Source organism: Photobacterium panuliri (assembly GCF_059920555.1).
Genome location: NZ_CP197193.1, coordinates 720,070 through 744,059 on the forward strand (window position 1 = coordinate 720,070; position 23,990 = coordinate 744,059).

General features: G+C 44.8%; 29 protein-coding genes. 14 read left to right on the top strand and 15 right to left on the bottom strand.

The genetic code is table 11. The annotated features are described in order from the left end of the window. Positions 1–89 precede the first annotated feature (89 nt). The 3 genes from ACSF8X_RS19495 to ACSF8X_RS19505 all read right to left on the bottom strand — a co-directional run bounded on the left by ACSF8X_RS19495 (position 90) and on the right by ACSF8X_RS19505 (position 3,337). A complete protein-coding gene (locus ACSF8X_RS19495; protein ID WP_047880618.1) occupies positions 90–1,121 on the bottom strand; it encodes a DUF1176 domain-containing protein in 1,032 nt (343 codons plus the stop codon). A gap of 268 nt (positions 1,122–1,389) precedes the next feature. Continuing rightward, entirely contained in the window at positions 1,390–2,439 is a 1,050-nt protein-coding gene (locus ACSF8X_RS19500) for a sodium:proton antiporter (RefSeq protein ID WP_500852070.1), read from the bottom strand. A gap of 439 nt (positions 2,440–2,878) precedes the next feature. Then, the gene (locus tag ACSF8X_RS19505) at positions 2,879–3,337 is read right to left on the bottom strand and encodes an AraC family transcriptional regulator (protein WP_500852071.1); all 459 of its coding nucleotides are present in this window, start codon (positions 3,335–3,337) and stop codon (positions 2,879–2,881) included. A 66-nt stretch (positions 3,338–3,403) separates the two neighbouring features. On the opposite strand from ACSF8X_RS19505, the gene ACSF8X_RS19510 reads away from it, so the two are divergent. From ACSF8X_RS19510 to ACSF8X_RS19520, 3 genes are all read left to right on the top strand, one after another. Beyond that, entirely contained in the window at positions 3,404–3,565 is a 162-nt protein-coding gene (locus ACSF8X_RS19510; protein WP_157037928.1) for a hypothetical protein, read from the top strand. 75 nt (positions 3,566–3,640) lie between these two features. Next, positions 3,641–4,267: a 3'-5' exonuclease gene (locus ACSF8X_RS19515; protein WP_047880621.1), complete on the top strand. Its 627-nt coding sequence runs from the start codon at positions 3,641–3,643 to the stop codon at positions 4,265–4,267. A gap of 350 nt (positions 4,268–4,617) precedes the next feature. Then, positions 4,618–4,998: a PH domain-containing protein gene (locus tag ACSF8X_RS19520; protein WP_047880622.1), complete on the top strand. Its 381-nt coding sequence runs from the start codon at positions 4,618–4,620 to the stop codon at positions 4,996–4,998. Positions 4,999–5,056: 58 nt separating this feature from the next. On the opposite strand, the gene ACSF8X_RS19525 is transcribed toward ACSF8X_RS19520, so the two are convergent. Further along, entirely contained in the window at positions 5,057–5,719 is a 663-nt protein-coding gene (locus ACSF8X_RS19525) for an alpha/beta hydrolase (RefSeq protein ID WP_500852072.1), read from the bottom strand. 182 nt (positions 5,720–5,901) lie between these two features. Beyond that, positions 5,902–6,378: an outer membrane lipoprotein gene (locus tag ACSF8X_RS19530; RefSeq protein ID WP_047880624.1), complete on the bottom strand. Its 477-nt coding sequence runs from the start codon at positions 6,376–6,378 to the stop codon at positions 5,902–5,904. A gap of 271 nt (positions 6,379–6,649) precedes the next feature. On the opposite strand from ACSF8X_RS19530, the gene ACSF8X_RS19535 reads away from it, so the two are divergent. The 6 genes from ACSF8X_RS19535 (at position 6,650) to ACSF8X_RS19560 (ending at position 13,380) form a co-directional block, all read left to right on the top strand. Beyond that, entirely contained in the window at positions 6,650–7,099 is a 450-nt protein-coding gene (locus ACSF8X_RS19535; RefSeq protein ID WP_047880625.1) for a hypothetical protein, read from the top strand. Positions 7,100–7,184: 85 nt separating this feature from the next. Further along, entirely contained in the window at positions 7,185–8,267 is a 1,083-nt protein-coding gene (gene rodA, locus ACSF8X_RS19540; RefSeq protein WP_047880626.1) for a rod shape-determining protein RodA, read from the top strand. A gap of 204 nt (positions 8,268–8,471) precedes the next feature. Further along, positions 8,472–9,740, top strand: a complete 1,269-nt coding sequence (locus tag ACSF8X_RS19545) for an O-acetylhomoserine aminocarboxypropyltransferase/cysteine synthase family protein (RefSeq protein WP_047880627.1) — start codon at positions 8,472–8,474, stop codon at positions 9,738–9,740. Positions 9,741–9,985: 245 nt separating this feature from the next. Further along, entirely contained in the window at positions 9,986–11,887 is a 1,902-nt protein-coding gene (locus ACSF8X_RS19550; protein ID WP_047880628.1) for a bifunctional metallophosphatase/5'-nucleotidase, read from the top strand. A gap of 177 nt (positions 11,888–12,064) precedes the next feature. Further along, positions 12,065–12,439, top strand: coding sequence for a hypothetical protein (locus ACSF8X_RS19555; protein ID WP_047880629.1), 375 nt, complete (start codon positions 12,065–12,067; stop codon positions 12,437–12,439). 278 nt (positions 12,440–12,717) lie between these two features. Then, on the top strand, positions 12,718–13,380 hold the full coding sequence (locus ACSF8X_RS19560; protein ID WP_500852073.1) for a DJ-1/PfpI family protein: 663 nt from the start codon (positions 12,718–12,720) through the stop codon (positions 13,378–13,380). A gap of 105 nt (positions 13,381–13,485) precedes the next feature. Here the strand turns inward: ACSF8X_RS19560 and ACSF8X_RS19565 are convergent, their stop codons facing one another. The 4 genes from ACSF8X_RS19565 to ACSF8X_RS19580 all read right to left on the bottom strand — a co-directional run bounded on the left by ACSF8X_RS19565 (position 13,486) and on the right by ACSF8X_RS19580 (position 15,971). Then, a complete protein-coding gene (locus tag ACSF8X_RS19565; protein ID WP_500852074.1) occupies positions 13,486–13,818 on the bottom strand; it encodes a DUF1840 domain-containing protein in 333 nt (110 codons plus the stop codon). A gap of 103 nt (positions 13,819–13,921) precedes the next feature. Beyond that, positions 13,922–14,503: a rhomboid family intramembrane serine protease gene (locus ACSF8X_RS19570; protein ID WP_047880632.1), complete on the bottom strand. Its 582-nt coding sequence runs from the start codon at positions 14,501–14,503 to the stop codon at positions 13,922–13,924. A gap of 54 nt (positions 14,504–14,557) precedes the next feature. Further along, on the bottom strand, positions 14,558–15,364 hold the full coding sequence (locus ACSF8X_RS19575; RefSeq protein WP_500852075.1) for a crotonase/enoyl-CoA hydratase family protein: 807 nt from the start codon (positions 15,362–15,364) through the stop codon (positions 14,558–14,560). A 112-nt stretch (positions 15,365–15,476) separates the two neighbouring features. Next, positions 15,477–15,971: a hypothetical protein gene (locus ACSF8X_RS19580; protein WP_047880634.1), complete on the bottom strand. Its 495-nt coding sequence runs from the start codon at positions 15,969–15,971 to the stop codon at positions 15,477–15,479. 142 nt (positions 15,972–16,113) lie between these two features. Here ACSF8X_RS19580 and ACSF8X_RS19585 point away from each other — a divergent pair, with 142 nt between their 5' ends. Together ACSF8X_RS19585 and ACSF8X_RS19590 are read left to right on the top strand one after the other, a co-directional pair. Continuing rightward, positions 16,114–16,320 carry a hypothetical protein gene (locus ACSF8X_RS19585; RefSeq protein WP_047880635.1) on the top strand — a complete coding sequence of 69 codons (207 nt, stop codon included), beginning with the start codon at positions 16,114–16,116 and terminating at the stop codon, positions 16,318–16,320. Between the two features lie 22 nt (positions 16,321–16,342). Beyond that, on the top strand, positions 16,343–16,864 hold the full coding sequence (locus ACSF8X_RS19590) for a DUF4136 domain-containing protein (RefSeq protein ID WP_047880636.1): 522 nt from the start codon (positions 16,343–16,345) through the stop codon (positions 16,862–16,864). A 12-nt stretch (positions 16,865–16,876) separates the two neighbouring features. Here ACSF8X_RS19590 and ACSF8X_RS19595 read toward each other — a convergent pair whose 3' ends face one another. The 6 genes from ACSF8X_RS19595 to aroG all read right to left on the bottom strand — a co-directional run bounded on the left by ACSF8X_RS19595 (position 16,877) and on the right by aroG (position 21,241). After that, complete coding sequence (locus ACSF8X_RS19595; protein ID WP_500852076.1) at positions 16,877–17,410, bottom strand: DUF6985 domain-containing protein; 534 nt, start codon at positions 17,408–17,410, stop codon at positions 16,877–16,879. A gap of 31 nt (positions 17,411–17,441) precedes the next feature. Beyond that, positions 17,442–17,819, bottom strand: a complete 378-nt coding sequence (locus ACSF8X_RS19600) for a DUF4087 domain-containing protein (protein ID WP_500852077.1) — start codon at positions 17,817–17,819, stop codon at positions 17,442–17,444. A 40-nt stretch (positions 17,820–17,859) separates the two neighbouring features. Next, positions 17,860–18,201 (bottom strand): DUF5713 family protein, encoded by a 342-nt coding sequence (locus ACSF8X_RS19605; protein WP_500852078.1) that lies wholly within the window; start codon positions 18,199–18,201, stop codon positions 17,860–17,862. Positions 18,202–18,359: 158 nt separating this feature from the next. Continuing rightward, the gene (locus ACSF8X_RS19610) at positions 18,360–19,373 is read right to left on the bottom strand and encodes a hypothetical protein (RefSeq protein ID WP_500852079.1); all 1,014 of its coding nucleotides are present in this window, start codon (positions 19,371–19,373) and stop codon (positions 18,360–18,362) included. A 118-nt stretch (positions 19,374–19,491) separates the two neighbouring features. Further along, positions 19,492–19,821 (bottom strand): Imm51 family immunity protein, encoded by a 330-nt coding sequence (locus tag ACSF8X_RS19615; RefSeq protein WP_500852080.1) that lies wholly within the window; start codon positions 19,819–19,821, stop codon positions 19,492–19,494. 367 nt (positions 19,822–20,188) lie between these two features. Beyond that, positions 20,189–21,241 (bottom strand): 3-deoxy-7-phosphoheptulonate synthase AroG, encoded by a 1,053-nt coding sequence (aroG, locus tag ACSF8X_RS19620; protein ID WP_047880639.1) that lies wholly within the window; start codon positions 21,239–21,241, stop codon positions 20,189–20,191. Positions 21,242–21,527: 286 nt separating this feature from the next. Between aroG and ACSF8X_RS19625 the strand changes: the two genes are divergently transcribed. From ACSF8X_RS19625 to ACSF8X_RS19635, 3 genes are read left to right on the top strand one after another with little or no spacing between them, the layout of a single operon-like run. Further along, positions 21,528–22,265: an amino acid ABC transporter ATP-binding protein gene (locus tag ACSF8X_RS19625; RefSeq protein WP_047880640.1), complete on the top strand. Its 738-nt coding sequence runs from the start codon at positions 21,528–21,530 to the stop codon at positions 22,263–22,265. Positions 22,266–22,273: 8 nt separating this feature from the next. Then, positions 22,274–23,110: an amino acid ABC transporter permease gene (locus tag ACSF8X_RS19630; protein ID WP_047880641.1), complete on the top strand. Its 837-nt coding sequence runs from the start codon at positions 22,274–22,276 to the stop codon at positions 23,108–23,110. Positions 23,111–23,164: 54 nt separating this feature from the next. Then, on the top strand, positions 23,165–23,974 hold the full coding sequence (locus ACSF8X_RS19635) for a transporter substrate-binding domain-containing protein (RefSeq protein ID WP_500852081.1): 810 nt from the start codon (positions 23,165–23,167) through the stop codon (positions 23,972–23,974). The last annotated feature ends 16 nt before the right edge of the window (positions 23,975–23,990 follow it).

The window sequence follows — 23,990 nt, forward strand, 5'->3', positions numbered from 1 at the left end:
ACAACCAAAAGGCTGGCGACAAACCTCGTCAGCCTTTTTCCTTCTAATACGAAAGCATCAACTCTTTCTCACTGAAAAAGCGATAATAATTAGTTTTCTGCTTCGGCAGGTGAAATAACCGTCGACACCTTGGTCGGCATGGGATCAACCCCGCCAACAATCAAGCGACAAATACCGGTATGCATGTCTTTGGTATGAACCATCTGCTTGCCATCAAACACCCAGCTATTCGCACTCCAACAATCACCAATGCCTCGTCCTTTATGCGTTGCGGTGATTGTACCGTCAATATACTCATTGCCATCAACCGGCAATAGCAAGGGTTTGTCAGGTGTATTGTCGTTAACCAACCAATAAGCCATCGCCCAGTTGTATGCAGCCATCCAACACGATGCCGCGTAAATTTTTTGCTCAGGCGTAATTTGCACCATGCTGATTTCCGGAGATTCCTCAAACAGACTTGGGCATTCAAAGTCACCCTCATCGTTATCAAAACCGGCGCGCAACAATGGCAGCATCTTGGTATATAACGGAGAACCCACCTCAATTGACTTAAGCTCACCTTTCATTGCCCGGTTTACAACAACGGGGGCCGGTTCAGCCGGCAATACCTGCGACTCTGGTCGATAGCCTTTCGTCACGATAGCAAACGGCGTACTTTGACGACCTTGGTACTCATCCATCTTCCGGAATATTGCACTCGCCCCGCTCCCAGACAGTTCCCATCGAGTTTTAGCATCACCAAACTCTATGACCGCGTCTTTCGTCACAACAGAAAGCAGGGCGTGTACCTGCATCTCACTCAACTTGCCTTCATGTTTCATATCGATAGGCCCCATTTCGGTACCATCAATATATAAATTTATCTGTTTGGGTTCAGATTCGCTATAAGCCCCAATATAGAATTTAGCCGTAACCGGTGTTGCTGCACCTGCATTACGGGTAAACATCACCGCTATCGGATTCTCACTTTCTTCTTCTGCATAACCTGCGGCTCGACATGTTCCCGTATTATCACAAGTAAGCACCCAATCTTTATGATAAAAGTTTTCACCATCAAACGCAGCTGCCGAACTAGCTCCAATACACAGAGCCAGAGTCGCTGAATGTAATAACTTCATTGTTGTTAAACTACTCATGTTAATTTAACGTGATTCTAGCAAGTTAGATCTTTCAGATCAGCTAATTAAATGCAAAATAGTCACTTAATAGTAAAAATACGTTCTCATTAAAACCAAAACTATCTCTCTCATTTTGGCGTATAAATACATCAAAAGCTGGCAAGAATATCCTTTATCCTTACCAGCTTTCCCTACCATTATTCAAGCAACAGCAGTACGACCTACGACTAAAGAAATCAAAAATATTACAATTACCGCCGCTAGAATCTTAAGCTCTCGATCTCGCATACGCTTCTCCTTTATTTTCACTAAAGATCAGATTACGAACCATCACAATAAAGAACCCTGTTAAAACAAGATTCAATGCAAGGGACAACATACTGATCGTGACAATCGGGCCACCGAAGCCGTAACCAATACTGATCATCAGTACCCCAGCCCCTACCTCGCCCCTTGGCCACATGCCAATTGACAACGCCAATCGCTCTTTCACGGTTGCTTCGCTGCGATAACAAAACAGCGGGAACATCTTGCCGATATTAGAAACGATAGAAATCATCAACACGTGGAATACAATTTCCCCCATCCCCATTGCAGGCATGGCACTTGTGATACTGCTTGTTTCACCCACAGTTACACTGCCGAAGATCTGCGGCAAACTCAAACCAACCAATACCATGAACATGCAGGCGATGACCGTTGATATTTTTTGGTCTTTAGCTGACTCATGCTGAGATCGCATCATACAGCCCAAAACAAATGCAGGCAGGAGCACCTCGAAATGCACATCCGTAGAGAGATAGAACCATTCACATAAGGCCGTAATCACAACCGAGTAACCAATCACTGCCCCGGCATTCGCTGGGATATTCCATTTATGGAGATACTTGTAGCCAACCACCAGCAATAGCAGCATCAAAAGTAAAGTAACACCCAAAGCCGGACGCCAGCCAACAACTAATACGGTAAGTGGAATCATCAACAGAACCGTATCGAGATCATCGAATATCGCCAATACACGGGCTTTTTTGAACATCCAGGTCGCCCCCAAGCCTGCAGCGGCCAGCATGGCAAAAAGCACCCCGGCAGATGTTGGGGCAGCAAACCGCCCTATTACCAGAGTCTCCTTCCATGCATCGGCACTGAACCAGATATCGGAGGGCATCAGAACAAAAATGAAATACAAGACAACAGCAATCCAAGGGAATGTTGCCGTTGTCATAGCAACGACATAATCCCATCGATATTGTTTTAAATTATTTTTATCTAACTCAAATTCTCGACCAACATTGATCATAATATAAGACAATGCGGCCATTGTTATGACCATTATATATGGCTGAATCGTACTATAGCCATTAAATACCAATGGAAATAATTGAGAGAGAAACAACCCCACCAACAATAATGTAGAATAAATAATAACTTTCTTCACATAGCCACCATAACAAAACTTTCATTATATATAACGTATTTATTTTGATGATGTTGACTATATTACAAATATTTATTTCTTGGTTTTATCAATTATCTTTACTTGTATGATGGTGTAAGTTTGAACATTATTCTGTTTTATATTGCAGAAAATATTTAGCAGAGATTTCATTAAATTACACACAGAAACAAGAGTAAATAAACTATTAAAACAATTAACAATACGCAAACAAACGACTAACTGCTATTAGTCTAACTTAACCTCGGATATAACGGCAATATCTATCTGTCTAACCGATGTATATCCATTCAATTAGACACGATTAAATAATGATATTTTTTACGGCCAAATAAAAACCCACATCGGCAATATGAGTCTCGGTGTCATAGCTATGGTAAAGCTCGAAACACGGTCGCTGATCTACCATCAGTCCCGCATTGTGCGCATCCGCTGACAATTGTTGCCACCATTGTGCATACTCTGATTTATCTTTGATAATAGAACGCTTGGTGCAATAGCGCCCTTCAGGTAAGGTCTGTATGGCAATATCCTTGGTACCTTCTGTCCCTAACGGCACCGTCAAGCATAAGTCTGTCCGACATTTATCAGCGTCTACTATCGCAGGATCATCCCAGTAGATGAACAGGCATTGCCCCCCTTGGAGTCGATTGTCACTTGCCCAATGGTACAAACGCTCAAGTGCAGATTCATAATTTTCACCATAAGGACCAACAACACGAATGTAAGCCAGACGTTTTTCTGGGATCATTTCAGTTTTCATGTGTACCACCTAACCTATACTTGTTGTACCCACCTATTTTTGTGGTTATGCCACTAAGGTTAGCTTATGTTTGAATGGCTGAAGAATATCTTTCATCTAGGCAATGATCATCCAGACGATCTCGTAGAAAAACAAAATGAATCCCCCGTTGCCGACTCTGAACCAGATGCCGGAAAAAAATATGCTCAAGGTAGCCCCGGTCACCATGACGATGGAGATGGCGACTAACTGAAGAAGGTTACACACCATTATACGGCGGTATATAATGGCGCCTTCAGTTAACGTGATATTAAGGTCTTTTACTTGACGCTATCCTACGCCGCCCATACCGCCATTATCCTTGACTTCGAGACTACGGGGCTTTCGCCAAATATGGGTGATCGCGCCATTGAAATTGGTGCTGTCAAAATTGAACAGGGGCAAGTCGTCGACCACTTTCAAGGATTAATGAATCCAGGATTTAGAGTCAGTAGCTTTATCGAAAGCTATACCGGCATTACCAATAACATGCTCGCTACAGCTCCAAACTGCGAAACCGTGATGACGGAATTTGCCGATTTTATCCAAGGCTACAACCTCATCGCCCATAATGCCTCTTTCGATCAACGTTTCCTTGATGCTGAACTCGACAGAATCAACCGTCGCTACTCAGGTTCGTTTTGTTGCTCAATGCTGGTTGCTCGGCGTCTGTACCCGCACGCAACCAACCACAAGTTAGGCACATTAGTTCATCAACTGGCGCTTGAGAACGATGGTACCTTTCACCGAGCTCTTGCCGATGCAAAAATGACCGCTTCTCTGTGGTGCCATATGCTCGATACTATCGAAGATCAGTATCAACTCTCGTCAGTCCCCTTCTCTGTAATGCAAAAAATCAGCAAAACCACCAAGGCGTCTGTGCCGAGTTACCTACAGAAACTCAAAGCCTAAGCTGATCCACACAATATCGCCTAGGTGCTTTCAGCTTTTACACCTAGGCAATCACCATAAATTCTGGTGATTATCTCAAGTAATAACACGCCTCATGGTTTTTATTTAAAAAGACCATGTCTAGTTCAAATGTTCCAACATCTAATAAGATTATATTAATAATTTGAACACTGTGTACTTTATCTTCGAAAGGAAGACGAACTCAGTATTCGCACTATTGAAATCAACCATTGAAGATATAATTCCCGCCCCTTCACTTTAAATTGACCAGTATTTGATCTTAATCACCACTCGCCAAATCCCTATTCTTAAGTTAATTTGGTTCTATCACACTCAATACTGGAGGAAGTATGGGATTATTCGACGCACTACTTGGCAATGCTGGAGAAATGGACCGAGACGAGGCCCATGAAGAGCTTTCAACGATTCTGGGGAATGGCGAGCAAATTGAGTTAGCCTATAAACTCATCAGAGACATGATCGTACTCACCAACCGGCGCCTGATTCTGATCGACAAGCAAGGTATGACAGGCAAGAAAATCGAGTACCGATCTATCCCGTATAAATCCGTCACCATGTTTACCGTTGAGACAACAGGCCATTTCGACCTCGACGCCGAGTTAAAGATCTGGGTTTCCGGCCAATCCGACCCGATGGAGCTAGAGTTTTCCGGCAAAACAAACGTCTATGCCATGCAATCGCTATTGGCAGAAAAAGTGGCTGGGAAATAATCTCTGCTAGGACATCCCTTGCTGAGCATGGTAAGCCTCTCAGCAAGGGGAATGTCACTTATAGTGCTAACCTTGCTCGCAACCACGCGGCTATATCTTTAATTTGCTCGAAGCACACTTGGTGCTCCATTGGGTAATCATGCCACTGCGGACTGAAACCTTTCTCGACAAGGGTATGGTAAGCATCTCGCCCCATGTCAGGCAGAACAACCGGGTCATACTGACCATGCATAATGCTAATTGGCAAATTCTGATTGGCGCTTTCTACTGTCAGCGATTGTGCTGTGGGGAAATACGTTGATAACGCCAGTAACCCAGCTAACGGTTGAGGATAAGTCAGCGCCGTATGATAGGCGACGGCTCCACCTTGTGAAAAACCAGCAAGAATAATACGCTCACTGGCAATACCACTGGCAATTTCATGATCGATCAATTTTGCAACCTGCTCGGCCGAGGCTTTTAGTTGATCAACATTCAACTGGCGCCCCGCCCCCATTGCCAATATGTCATACCACGCAGGCATCACCATCCCACCATTGATCGTCACTGGTATCGACGGTGAATGTGGGAAAATAAAACGTACTGGCGCAGAAGCCGGAAAACCCAACTCTGGCAATATAGCCTCGAAGTCATGTCCGTTAGCTCCCAAACCATGCAACCAAATAACAGAAGCGTCCACAGGTACTTCAGGTTCAACAATCACCGATGATAAATAGTCCATATCCCTTCTACTTTTAATGAATATCGTTATAGGCTCTGCACCTATTGTCGTTCTAAGATGCCTAGCATGAGCATGAATTGCAAAAATAAGACCGCAAAATGCGGCCTTTACTCTGTCTGCATCACCCCAATTGCATCACCAAAATGCCGAATGCTTATTACATACCATAAAGGAGGAATCCATTACTCGGGCACAACGCGTGCAGTACGCCCTTCCACGTTAACCCTTACCCGCTGGCCAACTCGGAAAATCATATTAGGATTGGCTTCTTGTACCACAGCGATCGTCTCACCCGTATCATCCATCTTAATCGTTAAATTCACCCCATTGCGTTTGGTTATTCCCTGCGCAGCTTCGCTGCCCGCGTAGCCCCCAAGCAAACCACCACCAATGGCAGCAATGTCAGATCCTGAGCCGCCGCCAATCTTCGACCCAAGGATCCCCCCAACCGCGGCACCGGCAATTGCCCCAATTGCCTGCCCCTCACCTTCAATGGTCACAGGTTCCGTTTTTACAACCGTGCCATAACGTACCTGCTGAATTGACCGGGTATCAGCCACTCCGTAAGAGTCTCCATAAGGATTTGGCGATGTACACCCCGTAAGCCCCAATCCCAATACAGCAAATAGGCACAGCAACCAGTACATTTGATACTTCATAGGCTTTCCCCCAGTAACATTCATCTGCCAGCCAGCCTGACAGCAACCAGCAACGTCTTTTCAGTATAGCAATCTGATCATATCTCTAGTTCGCACGAAATTTATCCACTTAATATGATTCGTGCCGAATAATTGTTGCAAACTATTGCATTTTTTTACCAAGCGTTTAGTTTAATTTGCCGCCCGACTGATCCTGATCTTTATCCTGGTGATAATAGCACCATCACAATTAACGTTTCCGTGAGCAAGCAGACGCCCAGCAGATACCGACATGAACAGACCCACCTTTACCAAGCATTTTGTTGCCTTGCTGTTCAGTCTAACTCTGATCACGAGTGCCTCTTACCTCAGCCATCTGCTTTGGCCGAGTGTGAATACCGGTACGCCGACTCTTCCTTATCATACGGAAATCTACGAATCACGACGGCAGGACGAAGAACACCTAGAGCCGCTGATTTCGCTATTTTCCCAACCAGGGATCTCTGCCAACCTGCCTTGCGTGCAATCTGTATCGACACCGAATACAACAAAACCGATCGCACTGAACAACCAGCAGGACATCTTGGCATTCACCGGCGAGAGTCCATCTCTGTGGCTAAACGTCATGCTATTTGCGGTGACTATTCCTTTGAGCATCAACCATCGCCACAAACGGCGCAGACGGTGCCTGACGGGTAATAACGGTGCGAATCTTCAATACAAGTTTGTGGTTCAACAATAACCAAAATCACCCTATTGCTAACGACGACGGAAGGTCTCGACCTTATTCCGTAAATATCACGATCGCCAATTTAGTTATTGATTACATGTTGAATTACAGACCCAGAATTGACTACCCACTTCTTCTTGCCATTATTTTAGTCATGCTCCTTGGCAGCTTGACGGTTTGGAGTGCCAGTGGCTTCAGCGAACCTATGATGGAACGCCACCTTGTACGCGCCCTGATTTCCTTGACGTGTATTATGGTAATGTCAGCCATACCACCGATTAAATATCAGCATATCACGCCCTTTCTGTATGGATTGGCTGTCGTACTACTGCTAGGTGTTATCGTAATGGGCGACAGTACCAATGGCTCGCAGCGCTGGCTTGCCCTTGGCCCTATTCGCTTCCAGCCATCGGAACTGGTCAAGGTAGCCGTACCTATGATGGTGGCTTGGCTTATTGTGGTTGACGCAGGAAGACCCGATCTGAAAAAAATTGGACTGTGCTTGCTGGTAACTGGTGTTCCGGCCGGGTTGATTTTCATTCAGCCTGATTTGGATGGCGCGATATTTGCCGTGATCTATGCACTGTTCGTGCTCTATTTCGCTGGTATGAGTTGGAAAATCATTGGTAGCTTTTTAGGCGCTATTGCCACCGCTGTTCCTTTGCTGTGGTTTTTCGTCATGGAAGCCTACCAGAAAAAACGGGTGACTCAGTTTCTCAATCCCGAATCGGACCCACTCGGCGCTGGCTACCAGATCATCCAATCTCTCATTGCCATTGGTTCAGGCGGGGTCAGAGGCAAAGGCTGGATGCATGCAACACAAGGACACCTTGGCTTCATCCCTGAAAGCCACACCGACTTTATTTTTTCGACCTTCGCCGAAGAATGGGGCTACATGGGCAGTGTACTGCTCATGGGCTTGTACCTATTCATCACCTTACGGGTGATCTGGCTTGCCTGCCAATGCGAGCACCCATTCAACCGCTTGGTAAGCGGAGCACTGGCGCTGAGCTTCTTCCTCTATGCCTTTATCAATACCGGCATGGTAAGCGGCGTACTTCCCGTAATGGGCAGCCCGTTACCTTTCTTCAGTTACGGCGGTACGGCGATGATCACCCAAGGTGTCTGCTTCGGCATCATCATGTCGCTGTGTCTCTACAAACCTTACACAAGCAAGTAGCATCTTTTTATATCTTCAACAAAAACGCGGCCCTGTGCCGCGTTTTTGTTTCTAAGAAAATGTAATCCTCGAAAAAACACTCCGTCTTGTCATCTGTTCTCTGCCATACTGGTTTTGAAATACCCAAATGCTCTTGTGGCAACGCCTACAACTACGCATTACAGGGCCTCTTTGGAGCCACTCCGACCATATCAAGGAAGACAGATGAAAGACGAAACCCTTTCCATCCACTATGGCTATGAAACCGATCCAACGACAAAATCGGTCGCCACCCCCATCTACCAAACCGTAGCTTATGAGTTTGACAATGCACAACACGGTGCTGATCTCTTCAATCTCGAGGTTCCCGGCAACATCTATACCCGAATCATGAACCCCACCAATGACGTTCTCGAGCAACGTATGGCGGCATTGGAAGGCGGGATAGCCGGGCTGGTGGTCAGTGCGGGTAGCGCAGCAATTAACTACGCCATCCTAACGCTGGCTCAGGCCGGTGATAATATTATCTCTACCCCACAGTTGTATGGTGGTACCTACACCTTGTTTGCCCACATGCTGCCAAGGCAAGGCATTGAAGTCCGTTTTGCCAAGGACGACAAACCAGAAAGCCTTGCTGCCCTTATCGATGAAAACACCAAAGCCGTTTACTGTGAAAGTATCGGCAACCCGGCGGGCAATATTGTCGATATAGAACGAATTGCCGAACTTGCCCACCAGCAAGGTGTTCCTGTAATCGTCGACAATACCGTAGCAACTCCCATTTTATGCAAACCGATTGAGTTCGGCGCTGATATCGTGGTTCACTCCCTGACCAAATACGTTGGCGGCCACGGAACTACACTAGGTGGTGCCATTATCGATTCAGGCAAATTCCCTTGGGCCAAATTCAAACAGCGTTTCCCTGTAATGAACGAACCAGAGCCTTCCTATCACGGTGTGGTTTATACCGAAGCCTTCGGCGATGCGGCGTTCATTGGCCGAGCTCGAACAGTACCGCTACGCAACACCGGGTCAGCACTGTCTCCAATGAATTCATTCATGCTGCTACAAGGGCTCGAGACCCTTGCGCTACGAATGGAACGCCACACAGAAAATGCCCTGAAAGTTGCCCAATACCTCCAGCAACACGATAAAGTCAGTTGGGTAAGTTATGCCGGATTGCCTGACTCTCCCTTCTATCCACTGGCTGAAAAATACATGGCAGGCAAGCCATCGGCTATCCTCTCGTTCGGTCTTAAAGATGGTTATGATGCAGGGGTTCGCTTCTACGACAGTTTGAAAATTTTCAAACGCTTGGTGAATATCGGTGATGCCAAATCTTTGGCTTGCCATCCGGCCTCTACCACACATCGACAGCTCAATGCCGAAGAGCAAAAGCAAGCCGGTGTCAGCCCTGAGATGATCCGTCTGTCTGTTGGCATAGAGCATATCGATGACATCATTGCTGATCTCGAACAGGCACTGAACGCGTAATACTCCCCCTATGACGCCAAGCGACAACACTGCACTTGGCGTCATCTGTATATCGATGCATCGCCATCGCTTTTGTTACCGATTCAACCCAAGATTTTATTGCCTTGTGTTTTAAAACGCCCCAATTCTCAAATTTAAATATACAAACTCAACACCTTACATAAAAACAAGATCAACATCGCACATTTTTATTGCGTAAGGTCCTATCATTCCCCCTCCATTATTTAACAAATTAAATACTAAAAATGAAAAGAACCTTACTTGCCTCGACCATTCTGCTTACCCTTAGCAACCCACTCTTTGCTGCCGACGGTGATTTAGTTGACGTAACCATCCTAGGTACCTCTGATCTGCATGGCCACTTTATGCCTTGGGATTACGCAGCAGACAAACTCAATATGCGTGGCAGCCTGAGTCAGATCGCGACTAAGGTAAAAAATATTCGTGACAAAAATGGCAACGTTATCCTTGTCGATGCCGGTGATACTATTCAAGGCAACTTCGTCGAAACGTTCAAAGACGAGCCCGTAGACCCAATGATGTTGGGTTTCAACGAAATGAAATACGATGTCTGGGTGTTAGGTAATCACGAGTTTGACTTCGGCCTGAAAGTTCTGGATCGCTCATTAACCCAGTTCAAAGGCCATTCACTAGGTGGCAATATTAAGCGCCCTGACGGCAACCCGTTCCTACCTGCCTATACCATCATTGAAAAGCAAGGCATCAAAATTGGCGTGATCGGTATGGACACTCCAATGACTCAGGTTTTTGCCGAAGGAACAAACCGCTTAGGTGGCGTGACTTTCACCAACCCAACATTAGAGGTCAAGAAAGTCATCAAACAAATCGATGACAAGGTCGATGCGATCGTACTTGTTGCCCACATGGGCTTGGACAACGAAAACAACATCGACCATACCGGTGTCACTGACATTGCCAATGCCAACCCGGAACTTGACGCTATCGTCGCTGGCCACATGCACACCCGCATCGACAAAGCCGTTGTCAATGGTGTGATCATTACAGAACCAGACAAATACGGCCGTGCACTCTCACGTATTGATCTGCAATTTGAAGAGAATGACGGCAAATATACGTTGGTCAATAAAGACAGCTTCACCTACAAAATCAATGGTGTTGAATCAGATTCCGTGATGGAGTCGCTGTACGCTCCTTATCACAAGCGCCTACGTGAAAATGCAAACCGTTCTGTTGCAGAACTGACCGGTGTTGATCTGGTACCAGAAAATGCCATTCGTGGTATCCCACAAGTGCATGTACAAGACACAGGTATCAGTGCCCTATATCAGGAAGCGAGCTTCCACTACGCACCACAAGCCAATATCATCGCCCTACAAATTGACAACGACAATGCAGAGCTTGATGTTGGCCCAATCAAAGCCAAAGACATTGCCTACAACTATCAATACGCAGGTGGTGAAATCACCGTTTATGAGATGACAGGCAAAGAGCTGAAGAAATACATGGAATGGTCTGCGGGCTACTTCAACAGCGTAAAACCTGGCGATGTTACTTACAGCTTCAATCCAGAACGCCGTTCATCAAAATATTCAACCAACGATTTCTTCGCCGGTGTGACTTACACCATCGATTTAACTCAGCCTGCTGGCAAACGTATCGCTGACCTGAAATTTGCCGACGGCAAAGCCATTACAGACAACACCCCTATCCGCCTTGGCATGAATAGCTACCGTATGGGACACCTAACCAAAGCTGGTGGTGTACTGGAAGGTCGTGAGTTCCCAGTGTTGTTTGACACAGAAGCCGAGTACGGTGAAGATGCGGGTACAATTCGCAACCTAACCATCCGCTACCTGACCGAAGTGAAAAACGGCAAGTATGAAGGTAAGCCGATGCACCGTTGGCACCTTGAAGGGCTAGATGGCTACGACAAAGAACGAGCCATTGTCACCAAACTAATCAACGACGGTAAAATCGATGTACCAGCTAGCGAGGATGGCCGTTACACCAACGTTGCCTCTATCAATGTCAAAGATCTGATGTTTAAATCAAAGGCTGATGCACTCACCTACGTCAAAGCGCAAAAGGCCAAGCTTGCCAGCGCTACGCCAGCCGATGCGATTGCTATTAAGCGCAACATCATCATTGCCGAGGCGATTAACTAACAAAGCATAATATGTGCTTATGAAATAAGAAGGGATCATTACGATCCCTTTTTTATAACCAAAACTATAATTTTATACCTTTAATGGGAGATCAATGTATTTTCTCTGAAACGAGCAGCTTGAGGTCATTGAGGTATATTGATAAATTGAGTCCTAGTTAGAGCAGGAGAATCAGTAATGAGCAATGAAACAAAAACAATGGAAGTGCCACTAGCAATTGCCGATAGAGTGCAAGCGCTTATTGATGCGTACGAAGCCAAAGAGAAGTTCAAAGCTGAGCGTATTATCGTCGTCAACAACTTGCTTGCTATGGATAGCCTGAGCTGCGAGATGGCCGTTTACAGTCTGCCGCAAGACGAACTACTCAATACTCTCCGATTTGTTTATGAGCTATCTGGCACTAACAGCAAATTCGTCACCAATATACTTACCCAGTCCCGTGAGAACCCTAAGAAAGTATTATCTGACTCGCAGCGCGCAACGGCGAAAAGTATGCTGTTTAATCTGATCAATGATCCATCTGTCATTTCTGCGATGAAAGAAGTTTCGTAATACGGCTTACCTTTCTCCAATGCACATTAGATACGTATTGGATAACTACGCATTGGGTAACTACGCATTGGGTAACTACGTATTGGATAACATTGTAGCGTGGCATTAAGGTTCGATAATTTGTGACATTCTTGTATTGGCTTTAACCCCACTACAAAATGAGACACTGACGTATTTATGCAATCTGTTCAATTTCACATTCTCGTTTAGAATTGGCAGATTGCATGCTGGCAAATCCACTATGCTAAGTAAGATACACACAAACCCGAGCCATACCGATGCCCCAGCAAACAGACTCTGAGCGCAGCCTTACCGTCGCTGTTTTGCTCTACCCCGGTTTCGATCTACTTGACCTTGCCAGCGTCACCAATGTTTTAGGCTTATATCCTGATGCCTTCAACCTTATTCTCACAACCAATCACGATAATACTGACGAGACGCATCTCCCGGCAGAACAGCAAATCACCAGCCAACAAGGTGTTACCCTTAGCCACATAACCCACTGGCAGCATCTTCCAGCCATTGATATTGTCATTATCCCTGGTGGTGAAGGAGCCGCTACTTTTGCCCTCAAACCCTCAGTTACTCATTGGCTAAAGCAGCATGCCGACACCCGTTATATTTGTGCATTTTCACTCGCGGCTGTACTACTGGCTGAGGCAGGATTACTGCTGGGAAAATCCGCCACCACTAGCAAAAAGCACTATCGACTGGCAAGCCAATTCGGAATCGGGGTCGACTGGTATCCTGTTGCTCGATGGGTGCGAGATCAAAATATATTCACATCATCGGGGGGAATTGCGGGATTAGATATGATGCTGGCGTTACTTGCCGCATTGAAGGGAGAAGATATTGCACGTAAAACCGCTATCCAACTCGAACACATTTGGATCAACGATCCCAACGATGACCCATTTGCACCACTCCACGTCGTACAATGAGCGGCCAAACGACTATCAAGGCTTATAGCCCACCAACTGTTATAGCAAGAGGCAGCATTACCTGCCTCTTCGTGTTATCTAAGCATCAATAGCCTAAATTTTTGCTTACTTCGCTTCTTCCCACATCACGTACGTCTCAGCAGCCTTCGCCGCTTTCAACATATCAATCAAGGGTAAGGCTCGAGTATGTAGACTAACAACGGGCTCACTGTAAGGCTCATCTTCATCATCGCGCAAGTCTGTATTATCCGATTCTTGCTCGATCTTCTTCATCGCTACGGTTTCCGCCTGCAAGTTTTCAAGCGCTGCGTCGATTTCATCCTTCTCCAGTGCGCCGGGAATCTGGTCGCACTTGCCCATGATTTTCAGCATTTGCTTTGCAACATCACCGAACATCATAATCTGGCCTGAGGCTTTACATTTAAAGACAACTAACATGTTTTCCTCACAACTTATTGAATTTCAAATACCCAAATTGATAATACAAACCACTATGAGCATTTCACAACTATCAGTAAAGACGCTAACAGGCACACTAAGATTACATTATTTGAGATTTGCTTCGATCAATATTGCTATCCCTACGGGCATAACCATATCCCGCCAATGCCCCAGCCAAGGCACCAAAAAAGTGGCTTTCGTAACTGATCCATTCATGTACCGGGACAAATCCCCAGATCATCGACCCGTAAATAACAATCACCAAAAATGCAATTACGATCGACTTCAAACTGCGGTAAAACAAACCATATACCAGCAGATAAGCCCACAGCCCGTAGATAATGCCACTCAGTCCGATATGGTAGTTCATGCGACCAAATATCCAGACGCCGATCCCGCTGCCAAACCAGCAAATCATAAACACTGATATCAACCTTGCCAGACCGAAACGAGACAGCAGCAGTGCCAATACTGTAAACGAAAACATATTGCTCAACAGGTGCCCCCACGAACCATGGATAAATGGGTAGGCAGCCATACCTGTAAAATGCGTATAATGCCGTGGCAGCAAGCCAAAGTCAGCGAGATAACCGGCTGATACAACATTGACGATATGTACAACAACACATACCGCCACCACAGCAAAAATAAACATCAAGGCATCTTTATCTGTTTGCTTCATCTGTCCTCTCAGATTGTTACACTTCAGCGGCATCTAAGATGACCGTAGCAACGGTTACCAAAAAGACTGCCGCGAACGGTAAGGCAGATCTTCCTGTTTACGCTGCCGCCGTCCTGCAATGGTAAAATTTCGGCCAAGCAACAACCGCAACTGGCTGAATGTTTCATGCGCCAGCAAAAAACGCTCGGAACCATGCCAACAACGATTTGTTGTTAACTTTATTGCAGCCAATGCATCGGGGGATGCTTGTGCCAACTGACTAACAAGCTCCTTTGCTCGCTCCATCGGCTGATGTGAAAGCTCAGTAACCAGACCGCATGACAACGCTTGTGATGCTGTGACAATCTCGCCGGTCATCGTCAGTCTCATGGCTATATCCTTAGCAACCACTTCACGCAGCGACATCAAGCCAGCCATATCAGGGACTAACCCCCAACGAACTTCCATAATTGACAGCTCGGCATCTGGCTCTGCAATGCGAAAATCGGCACCAAGAACAATTTGCATCCCCCCACCGTAACAGCGTCCTTCGATGACCCCTATCACAGGAAAGGGTAACTTACGCCAATTTCGAGACACTCGTTGGGCCAAATTCGCATTGCCCGGTAACCACTTCGCCAATAACGATATCGCCTTAGATTTTGATGTGGCTACACTTTTTATATCAAGTCCACTGCTGAAATTACCACCTTCACCACGCAAAATCACGGCTCGTATATGTTTTTGCTTCCTCAACCGTTTGCTTATCGCATCAAGTTCCTGAAACATTTTCATATCCAAGGCATTCATTTTATCCGGCCGATTCAATGAAACCGTTACAATCCCGTTATTATCTTCGACGTTAATCCGATGCCATTCCATTGCTGCTCCCCTCTGGTCTGTCCAGTTAATTTCATGTTAACACAAAATTAACAGGACACCTGTGCGCAAATGCTCACAATGCACATAATGACGCCAAGTCACACGCCTTTGGCTATTTTGGGGCTTTACGATACCCTAAAGCTTCTGCGGCAAGTCGCCATTCTGTTGAGGTAGCCGATGAGATAGGCTCATAGGTAATAACAATCGTTGTAGGATCGCCCCCTGTACACACTGTCCCATTCTGTTCGATGGACGCACTAAAAAGCGGGAGTGCATTAGACGTAGCGGCGCACCAAGTACCAACCATCGCTCCCCCTTTCAAATGGCATAACTGATCAACTATCTGTTGATATTCATCAAGAGAGCCTTTCGTCTCATCAAGACACCACAAACGCTCATAATGAATATATCCATCTTTGGGGTGATAGACCTTGCCGGGAATCACTGCGGTGAAATCTAGGATCCCCCCTCGGGTTGCCTTAACATACGCTTCAGACAAATTGGCAATATCTTCCCCTAAAACAGGCGAAGGCTTCCTATACAAATCACTAATACAAGCGCTTAACAATAAAGCGATAACAATCGTTGCCCAAGGGTGCCATTTCATACAGATCACCAGTGAAAGGTTATACGGCATGAACTCATGTTATAAGCATATACCCTGTCTGCTAAAACGAGCGTACAGAGGAATCTTGGGTATATCGTTTTCTATGGCCTAGGATAATAAGAGGTACTAACCGGAGATAATTATGTATTACGTTGATTCGCAACCAAGGCTACTGATTGCAGAAAACACAGACATCCTTGAAGCCTTTATCGATAACGGACTGCATATGGATCATCAAATTTACTGTCAATTCCCTCTCCCTGATTCACTATCCGAACGAGTGAAACAATCTGCACCTCTCTCTGTTGAATTCAACGATGGAAACATCATCTCAGACCAACAAAAATAATGGTTTATAGGAGGTAAGCATCATGATTCGTTCTCTTTTTCTAACAACTACTATGATGCTACTTCTAGGGGCATGTAGCTCCGATGTTTCCACAGACTACAACACTGCCGTTAACTACAGCCAATTCAAAACGTACCAGTTTTCTGCCGGCGTCAACCATGCAACAACGACCCTTGATGGAAAACGGATGGAAGATGCCATTGCTGTGGCGCTCTATCAAAAAGGCATGGAACCAGCCGCCAACAATGCCGATGTCACTGTTACGCATTCTATTATCGAGCAATCAGACTATCGCTCATATGGAACCAGCATTGGTTTTGGTTACGGCTATCGTAATTTCGCTTTTGGCTATAGCCCACCGACAGATTATCGTGAGTATCGCTACGGTAAACTCGTCGTCGAAATGATTGATAACAGCAACAATCAAGTGGTGTGGCGTGCCGTGTCGAAGCGAAAACTGTCTGAAACCCTTTCGCCTTCTGCGCGCATTGACTTTATCAACACACAAATTAATGAAATGTTTAAGCAATATCCACCGTTGTGATATAGATATCAATCATCCTCTATGTTTATAAATAACGTCTTCTAATTCCTGATTTCCATAAGCATCCGAGTTTGTAAGGTGTCCATCATAAGAGCCCAATTTATTAATAAAAGAGCCGTTTTTGAATACGAGTTGCAGTCCATGCTCTTGTTCCCACTGACAATGACATCCTAATGAAATGTATATCAAGTTATCAGACTCCCGCCGAGAGACCGCAGGCTCACAACCAAACTGTACAAACTTCCAAACATCATTCGGCGTATTAATTTCCACATACCAATCATCGTCTGGCGTCAAGTATTTCAAGATATCTTGGTAATAGTTATAGACAAATTCACTTACATTATGAAGAACCCTTTTATCAAGGTTAATGAAATTATCGATAGCAGAATGGAAATCTTCTTTGTTAAAATCGAACTGGTACTCTTCAAGCACTAACTCGCATACAGTATTATCAAGAAATGCGACTTCGATCGGTTCGGTAACACACTCATCAAAACGATCATCGACGATAACTTTACCGTTTGATATTTCAAACTCCAGCACTTTAATTCACCTTATTATTAAGTATAAACATTCATTTAAATCGAAGCGGAATACTCTCAGTTATTGATATATCCTCAAGACACTGTTTCAAACTAATTTGATCAGCCTCATAAACTCTCGTAATAACACTCTTTTCGTTATTTACATCAACGGTCAAACACGCACAACTAAAACCATAATTTCTGTTAGTTCGTACAAAATCACGCTGATCCTCAATAGCCTTATAGGCAAGAGCTAATGAATCTTCATCAAGATGTGCATCACCTTGAAATGAAATCCCCCATGTATTATCGCGATCAATCAACCACATATTAGCTGGTGATGGATTCTCCAACCATCCACATCTAATCTCTTTGGCTATCAATGGAAAAGAACTTAAGATTAGTATACAGAGCAAAAAATATTTCATCACTTAATCTCAAAACACATAAAATATGAATTTTTTTGCATTACCATTCTCTAGGCGCAATAACATTCTCAATATCGACATCAGCAAATCCATAAGAACGAACAATAAAATCAAAATCTCCGGCGATCACTTCTCTTGCTTCCGTCTCCAGTTCACTGCCGTTATCCTCAAATTCCTCACCGAGTTCATTAATTCGTTCTGTTGCAGCATGAGTAAGTAATAACAGGCTCTCTTCACTGTTTGGGTTGTTAGCTTCAATACTCTCACAAAGCTCAATCAGTATAATTCTGAGTTTATCTACGAGAAAATCAGGAAAGTAGCCATCACTGTACATACCCGTAAGAAAACCATAACCTTGTAACTGACCATTTGAAATAGACATTAAAATCTCCTTATTTTCATACAACACCAGACCGTCTATAAATTTCCTTAATCTTATCTTCCAATATGAGCCTACTAAACTAATGAATAAACAATTTTATGAAAATAATATAACCATGTCTGACAATTATCAGGTATCAAAGATGATATATATGTTATCTAGATTACATCCATCTCTGCTAACTTTTTCAATGCAAACAAGCCTCTTTGTGAGACTGGATTAGATCTATCAGCTGCAAATTTTTCTGCATACTGTGATGATAAGGCACCGAAATATTTTAGCTCACGAATCAAAAATTCAGCTGAAACCCTACGAACAACCGAAGAACGATCATTCGCTGAATTTTCAAGCAAAACTGTGAATGGAATAGAGACATCCAGCATCCGCTCTGAAATAACGGGTTTAAGCCGTCCTTCACAATATCGAATATTTGTCCATTCCCACTTTCTTCCCTCACTCCAAACCACACGTTTTTCAAATAAACTTCGATAAGCCTTAGCTCTAACCACTGGCTGTACGGCATTAACAGCAATTTCATATAAATACTGGTCAAGCATGGAAGTCCGCCCTAATTGAGCAAACAAAGATGGCATTGGGCCAGATGCAGAGTTTATTAACTTAACCCTAAGTAGCTCAGAAACATTGGGCTCCATAATTATCTTCAGCAAGGTATCTCTGCCACTATCCTCAATTCTACCCCATGAATTCCAATTTACTATCGCGAGGCTGATAGCATCGCTAACTGCTTTAGGATCTGTATTTCTTGCGATAAGGGGAAGTTGCTCTCTAGCAACCTGACGAACTTGAGGCACCCAATCATTAAGCCTTCGTAACACCATTGAAAAGAAAAAAGCATTAGGGGCACCACTAAATAATGTTCTTAGGATTTTCTCTCGCTTATAACCATCACAACTAATTAAGTCTAACCAAGTCAATAATTGTTGAGATTTTAAGCAACCTTTCCTGTCATAGTGAGCATTATAATCAAACGATTTTTGAAATTCGGATCGGATTAACCTTTCCCAGTAGTCAAAATTTGTTAACGGTAATTGATCCGTAGACTCCGCTAAAACAGACATATCCGCAACTACTTTGCTTCCAGCATTAATCGATTTGGCAAAATCTCTTACTGACAAGATGATTTTTTCTTCTATATCTAATGACTTCGGCACAAATCTCCCTCGCTTATCTCTTACAACTTCCAATCGTGAATTCAAATACCGACAACTTATCCCTCATCTAGGTGAGGCTCAGATACAAAATCCCTGACATTGCCGATATCATCAAGAACTAACGGTACTGAGCATACCTAGATACGGCGTCTTCCATTAATGTATCATTATCATAAAACTGTGATACTCGGTCAGCGATGACTTGCAAAGCCTCTTTGCTTTCACTGCGAACACAGAACATGTCAGCTTCCGAATCGAACTGAATGCTGCCTAGTGTATCCGGTGACTGCTCTTCGAGAAGTGCCCTAATCAGTCTATTCCAATCGTGTCCATTTCCTAAAAAACCTTTTTTATCGAAAATTTCCCACTTCATATCACTAGAAAGCAATAGGCTGTATACCTCATTCTCTTCTGAAAAGATAAATGGATACATAATGTTATTACTCATGATTTTCCTTATATAACACGTAAAACTAAAGCCAAGTTATCCCAACGGTGTAATGGATACACAATCAATGAGGCCAAAATGAAAAGTGGAAAATGATTAAATTCATATTCACACTTCTTAAATATCGCATCATGATGAGCACTATCATTACAAGCTGTCTAATAAACTATTCGAAAGATTATAATCTTCTTATTTATTTCATTTAAAGTCAAATAGTTACCCTTCACCATGACGACTCAAGATATACATTTCGTGGACAGTGAACATTTCCAGAATAAAAATTCATGCGGATTTTTCATGAGCTACATATAAAAAACCCCAGCAATAGGATGCCGGGGCTAATTTATTCATCAACTATATGTCGTTATTACAGGCTTCGTCTTGCTTTAACATCTTGAGCCAGTTTGCGCAGTACAAGTTCGGTATCCTCCCAGCCGATACACGCATCGGTAATACTTTGCCCATATGTCGGAACTGTACCATCAACAATATCCTGTCGACCTTCAACCAGGTTACTTTCAATCATGACACCAAAGATAGCCTTGTTCCCTTGTGCAATCTGCTGGCCAACATCATCAGCAACGACCATCTGTCGCTTAAACTGTTTTAGGCTATTGGCATGACTAAAATCAATCATTACCTTCTGTCTCAGCGCTGCTTTTTCCAGTTGCTCAGTAATGGCCGCAACGTGCTCAACACTGTAATTAGGCTCTTTTCCCCCACGCAAAATGATATGGCAATCATCATTACCCGCGGTCGATACAATTGCCGAATGACCATATTTGGTAACGGATAGAAAATGATGGGGGGCACTAGAGGAACCGATAGCATCAGTGGCAATTTTGATGTTGCCGTCCGTGCCATTTTTGAAGCCAACCGGACACGACAACCCAGATGCCAGCTCACGATGGACCTGAGATTCAGTGGTACGGGCCCCTATTGCCCCCCAGCTGATCAAATCCCCCATATACTGCGGGGTGATCATATCCAGAAACTCACCCGCTGTCGGCATTCCCATATCTGTCAATTCAAGCAGCAACTTGCGACCAATGCGCAGGCCATCGTTGAGCTTGAAGCTATTATCCATATAGGGATCGTTGATCAAGCCTTTCCAGCCAACCGTTGTACGCGGTTTTTCAAAATAAACGCGCATCACAACTTCAAGTTCGCCACTCAATTCATCACGCAGCTGCTTCAATTTTCGACCATAATCCAATGCCGCATTGGGATCATGGATAGAGCAAGGCCCAATTATCACCAACAAACGATCATCTTCGTCATTCAGCATATTGTGAATCGCCGTACGCGCCTGATACACCGTCTCTGATGCATTGTCAGTCGCTGGAAAACGCTCCAGTACAGCAACGGGAGGTAAAAGTTGTTTTATTTCACGGATACGTACATCATCGGTCTTATACATTGCTACTTCCTGAATTCACGGCCCGTCAACTGTACATCATAATTTACAACTTTAGTTGACAGCAATTTCAACATCCAATTGACTTTAACTTATCTATATTCTAGGTGAAGTGCAAACCCTAATTCACCGAATACTGATATTTTCTCTGCGGTGGATAATTAATCAGTTCCTTAACCATTTGGTGAGAAAACCGTTCATCATCGCGGTTATTCAAACAAACTTTTGTAATTCTCTTTTCAGGGCAATAACATAAGTTCAATAACTTATCTTATACAAAGGTTGGCTGATGGTTTCTGAACCCGTGATCGCATTTCATAATGTCGATAAATGGTATGGCCAGTTTCATGCCTTGAAAAATATCAACCTCACTATAGAACGCGGTGAGCGCCTTGTTATCTGCGGCCCATCCGGATCGGGCAAATCAACATTGATCCGCTGTATTAACGGACTTGAACAATTCAATAGCGGTGAAATCACCGTTGAAGGCCAGCCGCTCGACAAGCGTCATCTCCGAGCCATAAGGGGCAAAGTTGGAATGGTCTTCCAACATTTCAATCTTTTCCCTCATATGACAGTACTTGAAAACCTGACCCTTGCCCCGCAACGGACACTGAAAATGACGCAGCAGGACGCCCAAGCACTGGCGATGGAATATCTGGCACGAGTACAAATCGCCCATCAGGCCGACAAGTTCCCTTCCCAACTTTCCGGCGGCCAACAACAGCGCGTCGCTATTGCCCGCTCTTTATGCATGAAACCGGACATATTGCTTTTTGATGAACCGACATCGGCATTAGACCCTGAAATGATCCGCGAAGTACTGGATGTGATGAAAGAACTGGCTAACGAAGGCATGACCATGGTCTGCGTTACCCATGAAATGGGATTTGCCCGCCAAGTTGCGGATCGCGTCGTGTTTATGGATGAGGGTGAAATCGTTGAGACGGCTCCTCCTAGCCAGCTATTCGATTCGCCGCAGCATCCACGTACCCAGCAATTCCTTGAACAGATCCTGAGCTACTGAGGCCGCTTATGTCACAATCGTGCCTACCTCACCACTCTGGCTCGGCTACAGCACCACTAATACGAAAGATACTAAAGCCGTTTTTGTCGGGATTGTTACAAATTGGGCTCGTGGCCGCGGCTATTTTCTGGCTGTTGCAAAGCGGTGCCGAGGCAATGGACTACCGCTGGCAGTGGTATCGCATTCCCCAATACTTATGGTTTGTCGAAGACGGTGAGTGGTTCCCAGCCGAGTTACTTGAAGGGTTAATGGTCACCCTCCACATCAGCGCGGTCAGCCTGATTGCCACCTTGTTGATCGGCCTTACCGCCGCCTTGCTTCGACTGTCAGATTCGATCGTTGGGCGAGGTCTGGCTCGCGGTTATGTTGAGTTAATACGTAACACCCCCTTACTGGTGCAAATTTACCTACTCTATTTTGTCTTCGGCCCAGTATTAGGACTAGAACGATTCACCACCGCCGTACTGGCACTGTCGTTGTTCCAAGGAGCATACACTGCCGAGATTTTCCGAGCGGGATTACTCAGTATTAGCCGGGGGCAATTTGAGGCTGCTGACAGCTTGGGGCTAAGCAAAATCGATAGCTACCGCTATGTCATTTTGCCGCAGGTTTTCCGCAGGATATTACCACCACTGACCAACGAGGCCGTCTCTTTGGTAAAGAATTCCTCCATTGTTAGCGTCATGGCTATCTTCGACCTAACAACTGAAGGGCGAAACATTGTGGCAGATACCGCTATGCCGTTTGAGGTCTGGTTTACTGTCGCCGCCATCTATCTGTGCGTGACTTTATTGCTCTCTGGACTGGCAGCATGGCTCGAACACAAGCTCAACGTATCAAAATAATTTACAGCAACAATAACAACTAAATACCACTATCTAAACAAGGAGAAAGGAAGTATGAAGCGCCTATTATCCATTTTTCTGGCGATCACTACGCTAGTGACATCGTCGCTCGCTATCGCATCTGACAAAAGCGCACTAACAGAGATCAAAGAACGCGGAACGCTCCGAGTCGGTATGTCCACATTTGTACCTTGGGCCATGCGTGACAAGCAAGGCGAACTGGTCGGGTTCGAAGTTGATGTCGCTCGTCGTCTTGCCAGCGATGCCGGACTTAAGGTCGAATTTATCCCAACCGCATGGGACGGTATCATCCCCGCCCTGCTTGCTGGCAAATTCGACGTCATTATTGGCGGTATGTCCATTACTCCGGCAAGAAACATGAGCGTGCTGTTCACAGCGCCTTATGCTCATTCAGGCGTTCAACTTGCGGCAAGCAAAGACAAAGCAGATGGCAAGGTAACGATTGCCGACTACAACAAACGCAGCGTCACTCTTGCTGTTCGCCGTGGTGCCTTTACCGTCCAAACAGCAAAAAAATATTTCCCCAAAGCCAAACTTCGCCAATTTGACGATGAAGCGCAGGCATTCCAAGAAGTACTTAACGGCAACGCCCATGCAGCTCTTGCTTCATCACCGAAACCTGAGCAAATGGCAATCCAGTACAGCGACAAGCTATTCCTACCATTTAAAGAACGTTTAAGTCGCGGCTCTGAGGCCTTTGCTATTCGCCAAGGTGAATTTGATTTGCTTAATTTCTTCAACAACTGGATTTTGCTTCGTACCGAAGATGGTTGGCTCAAAGAGCGCCATGACTATTGGTTCACCACTCTTGATTGGCAAGACCAAATTGCAAAAGGACAGTAAGCCTTGTCACTAAGCA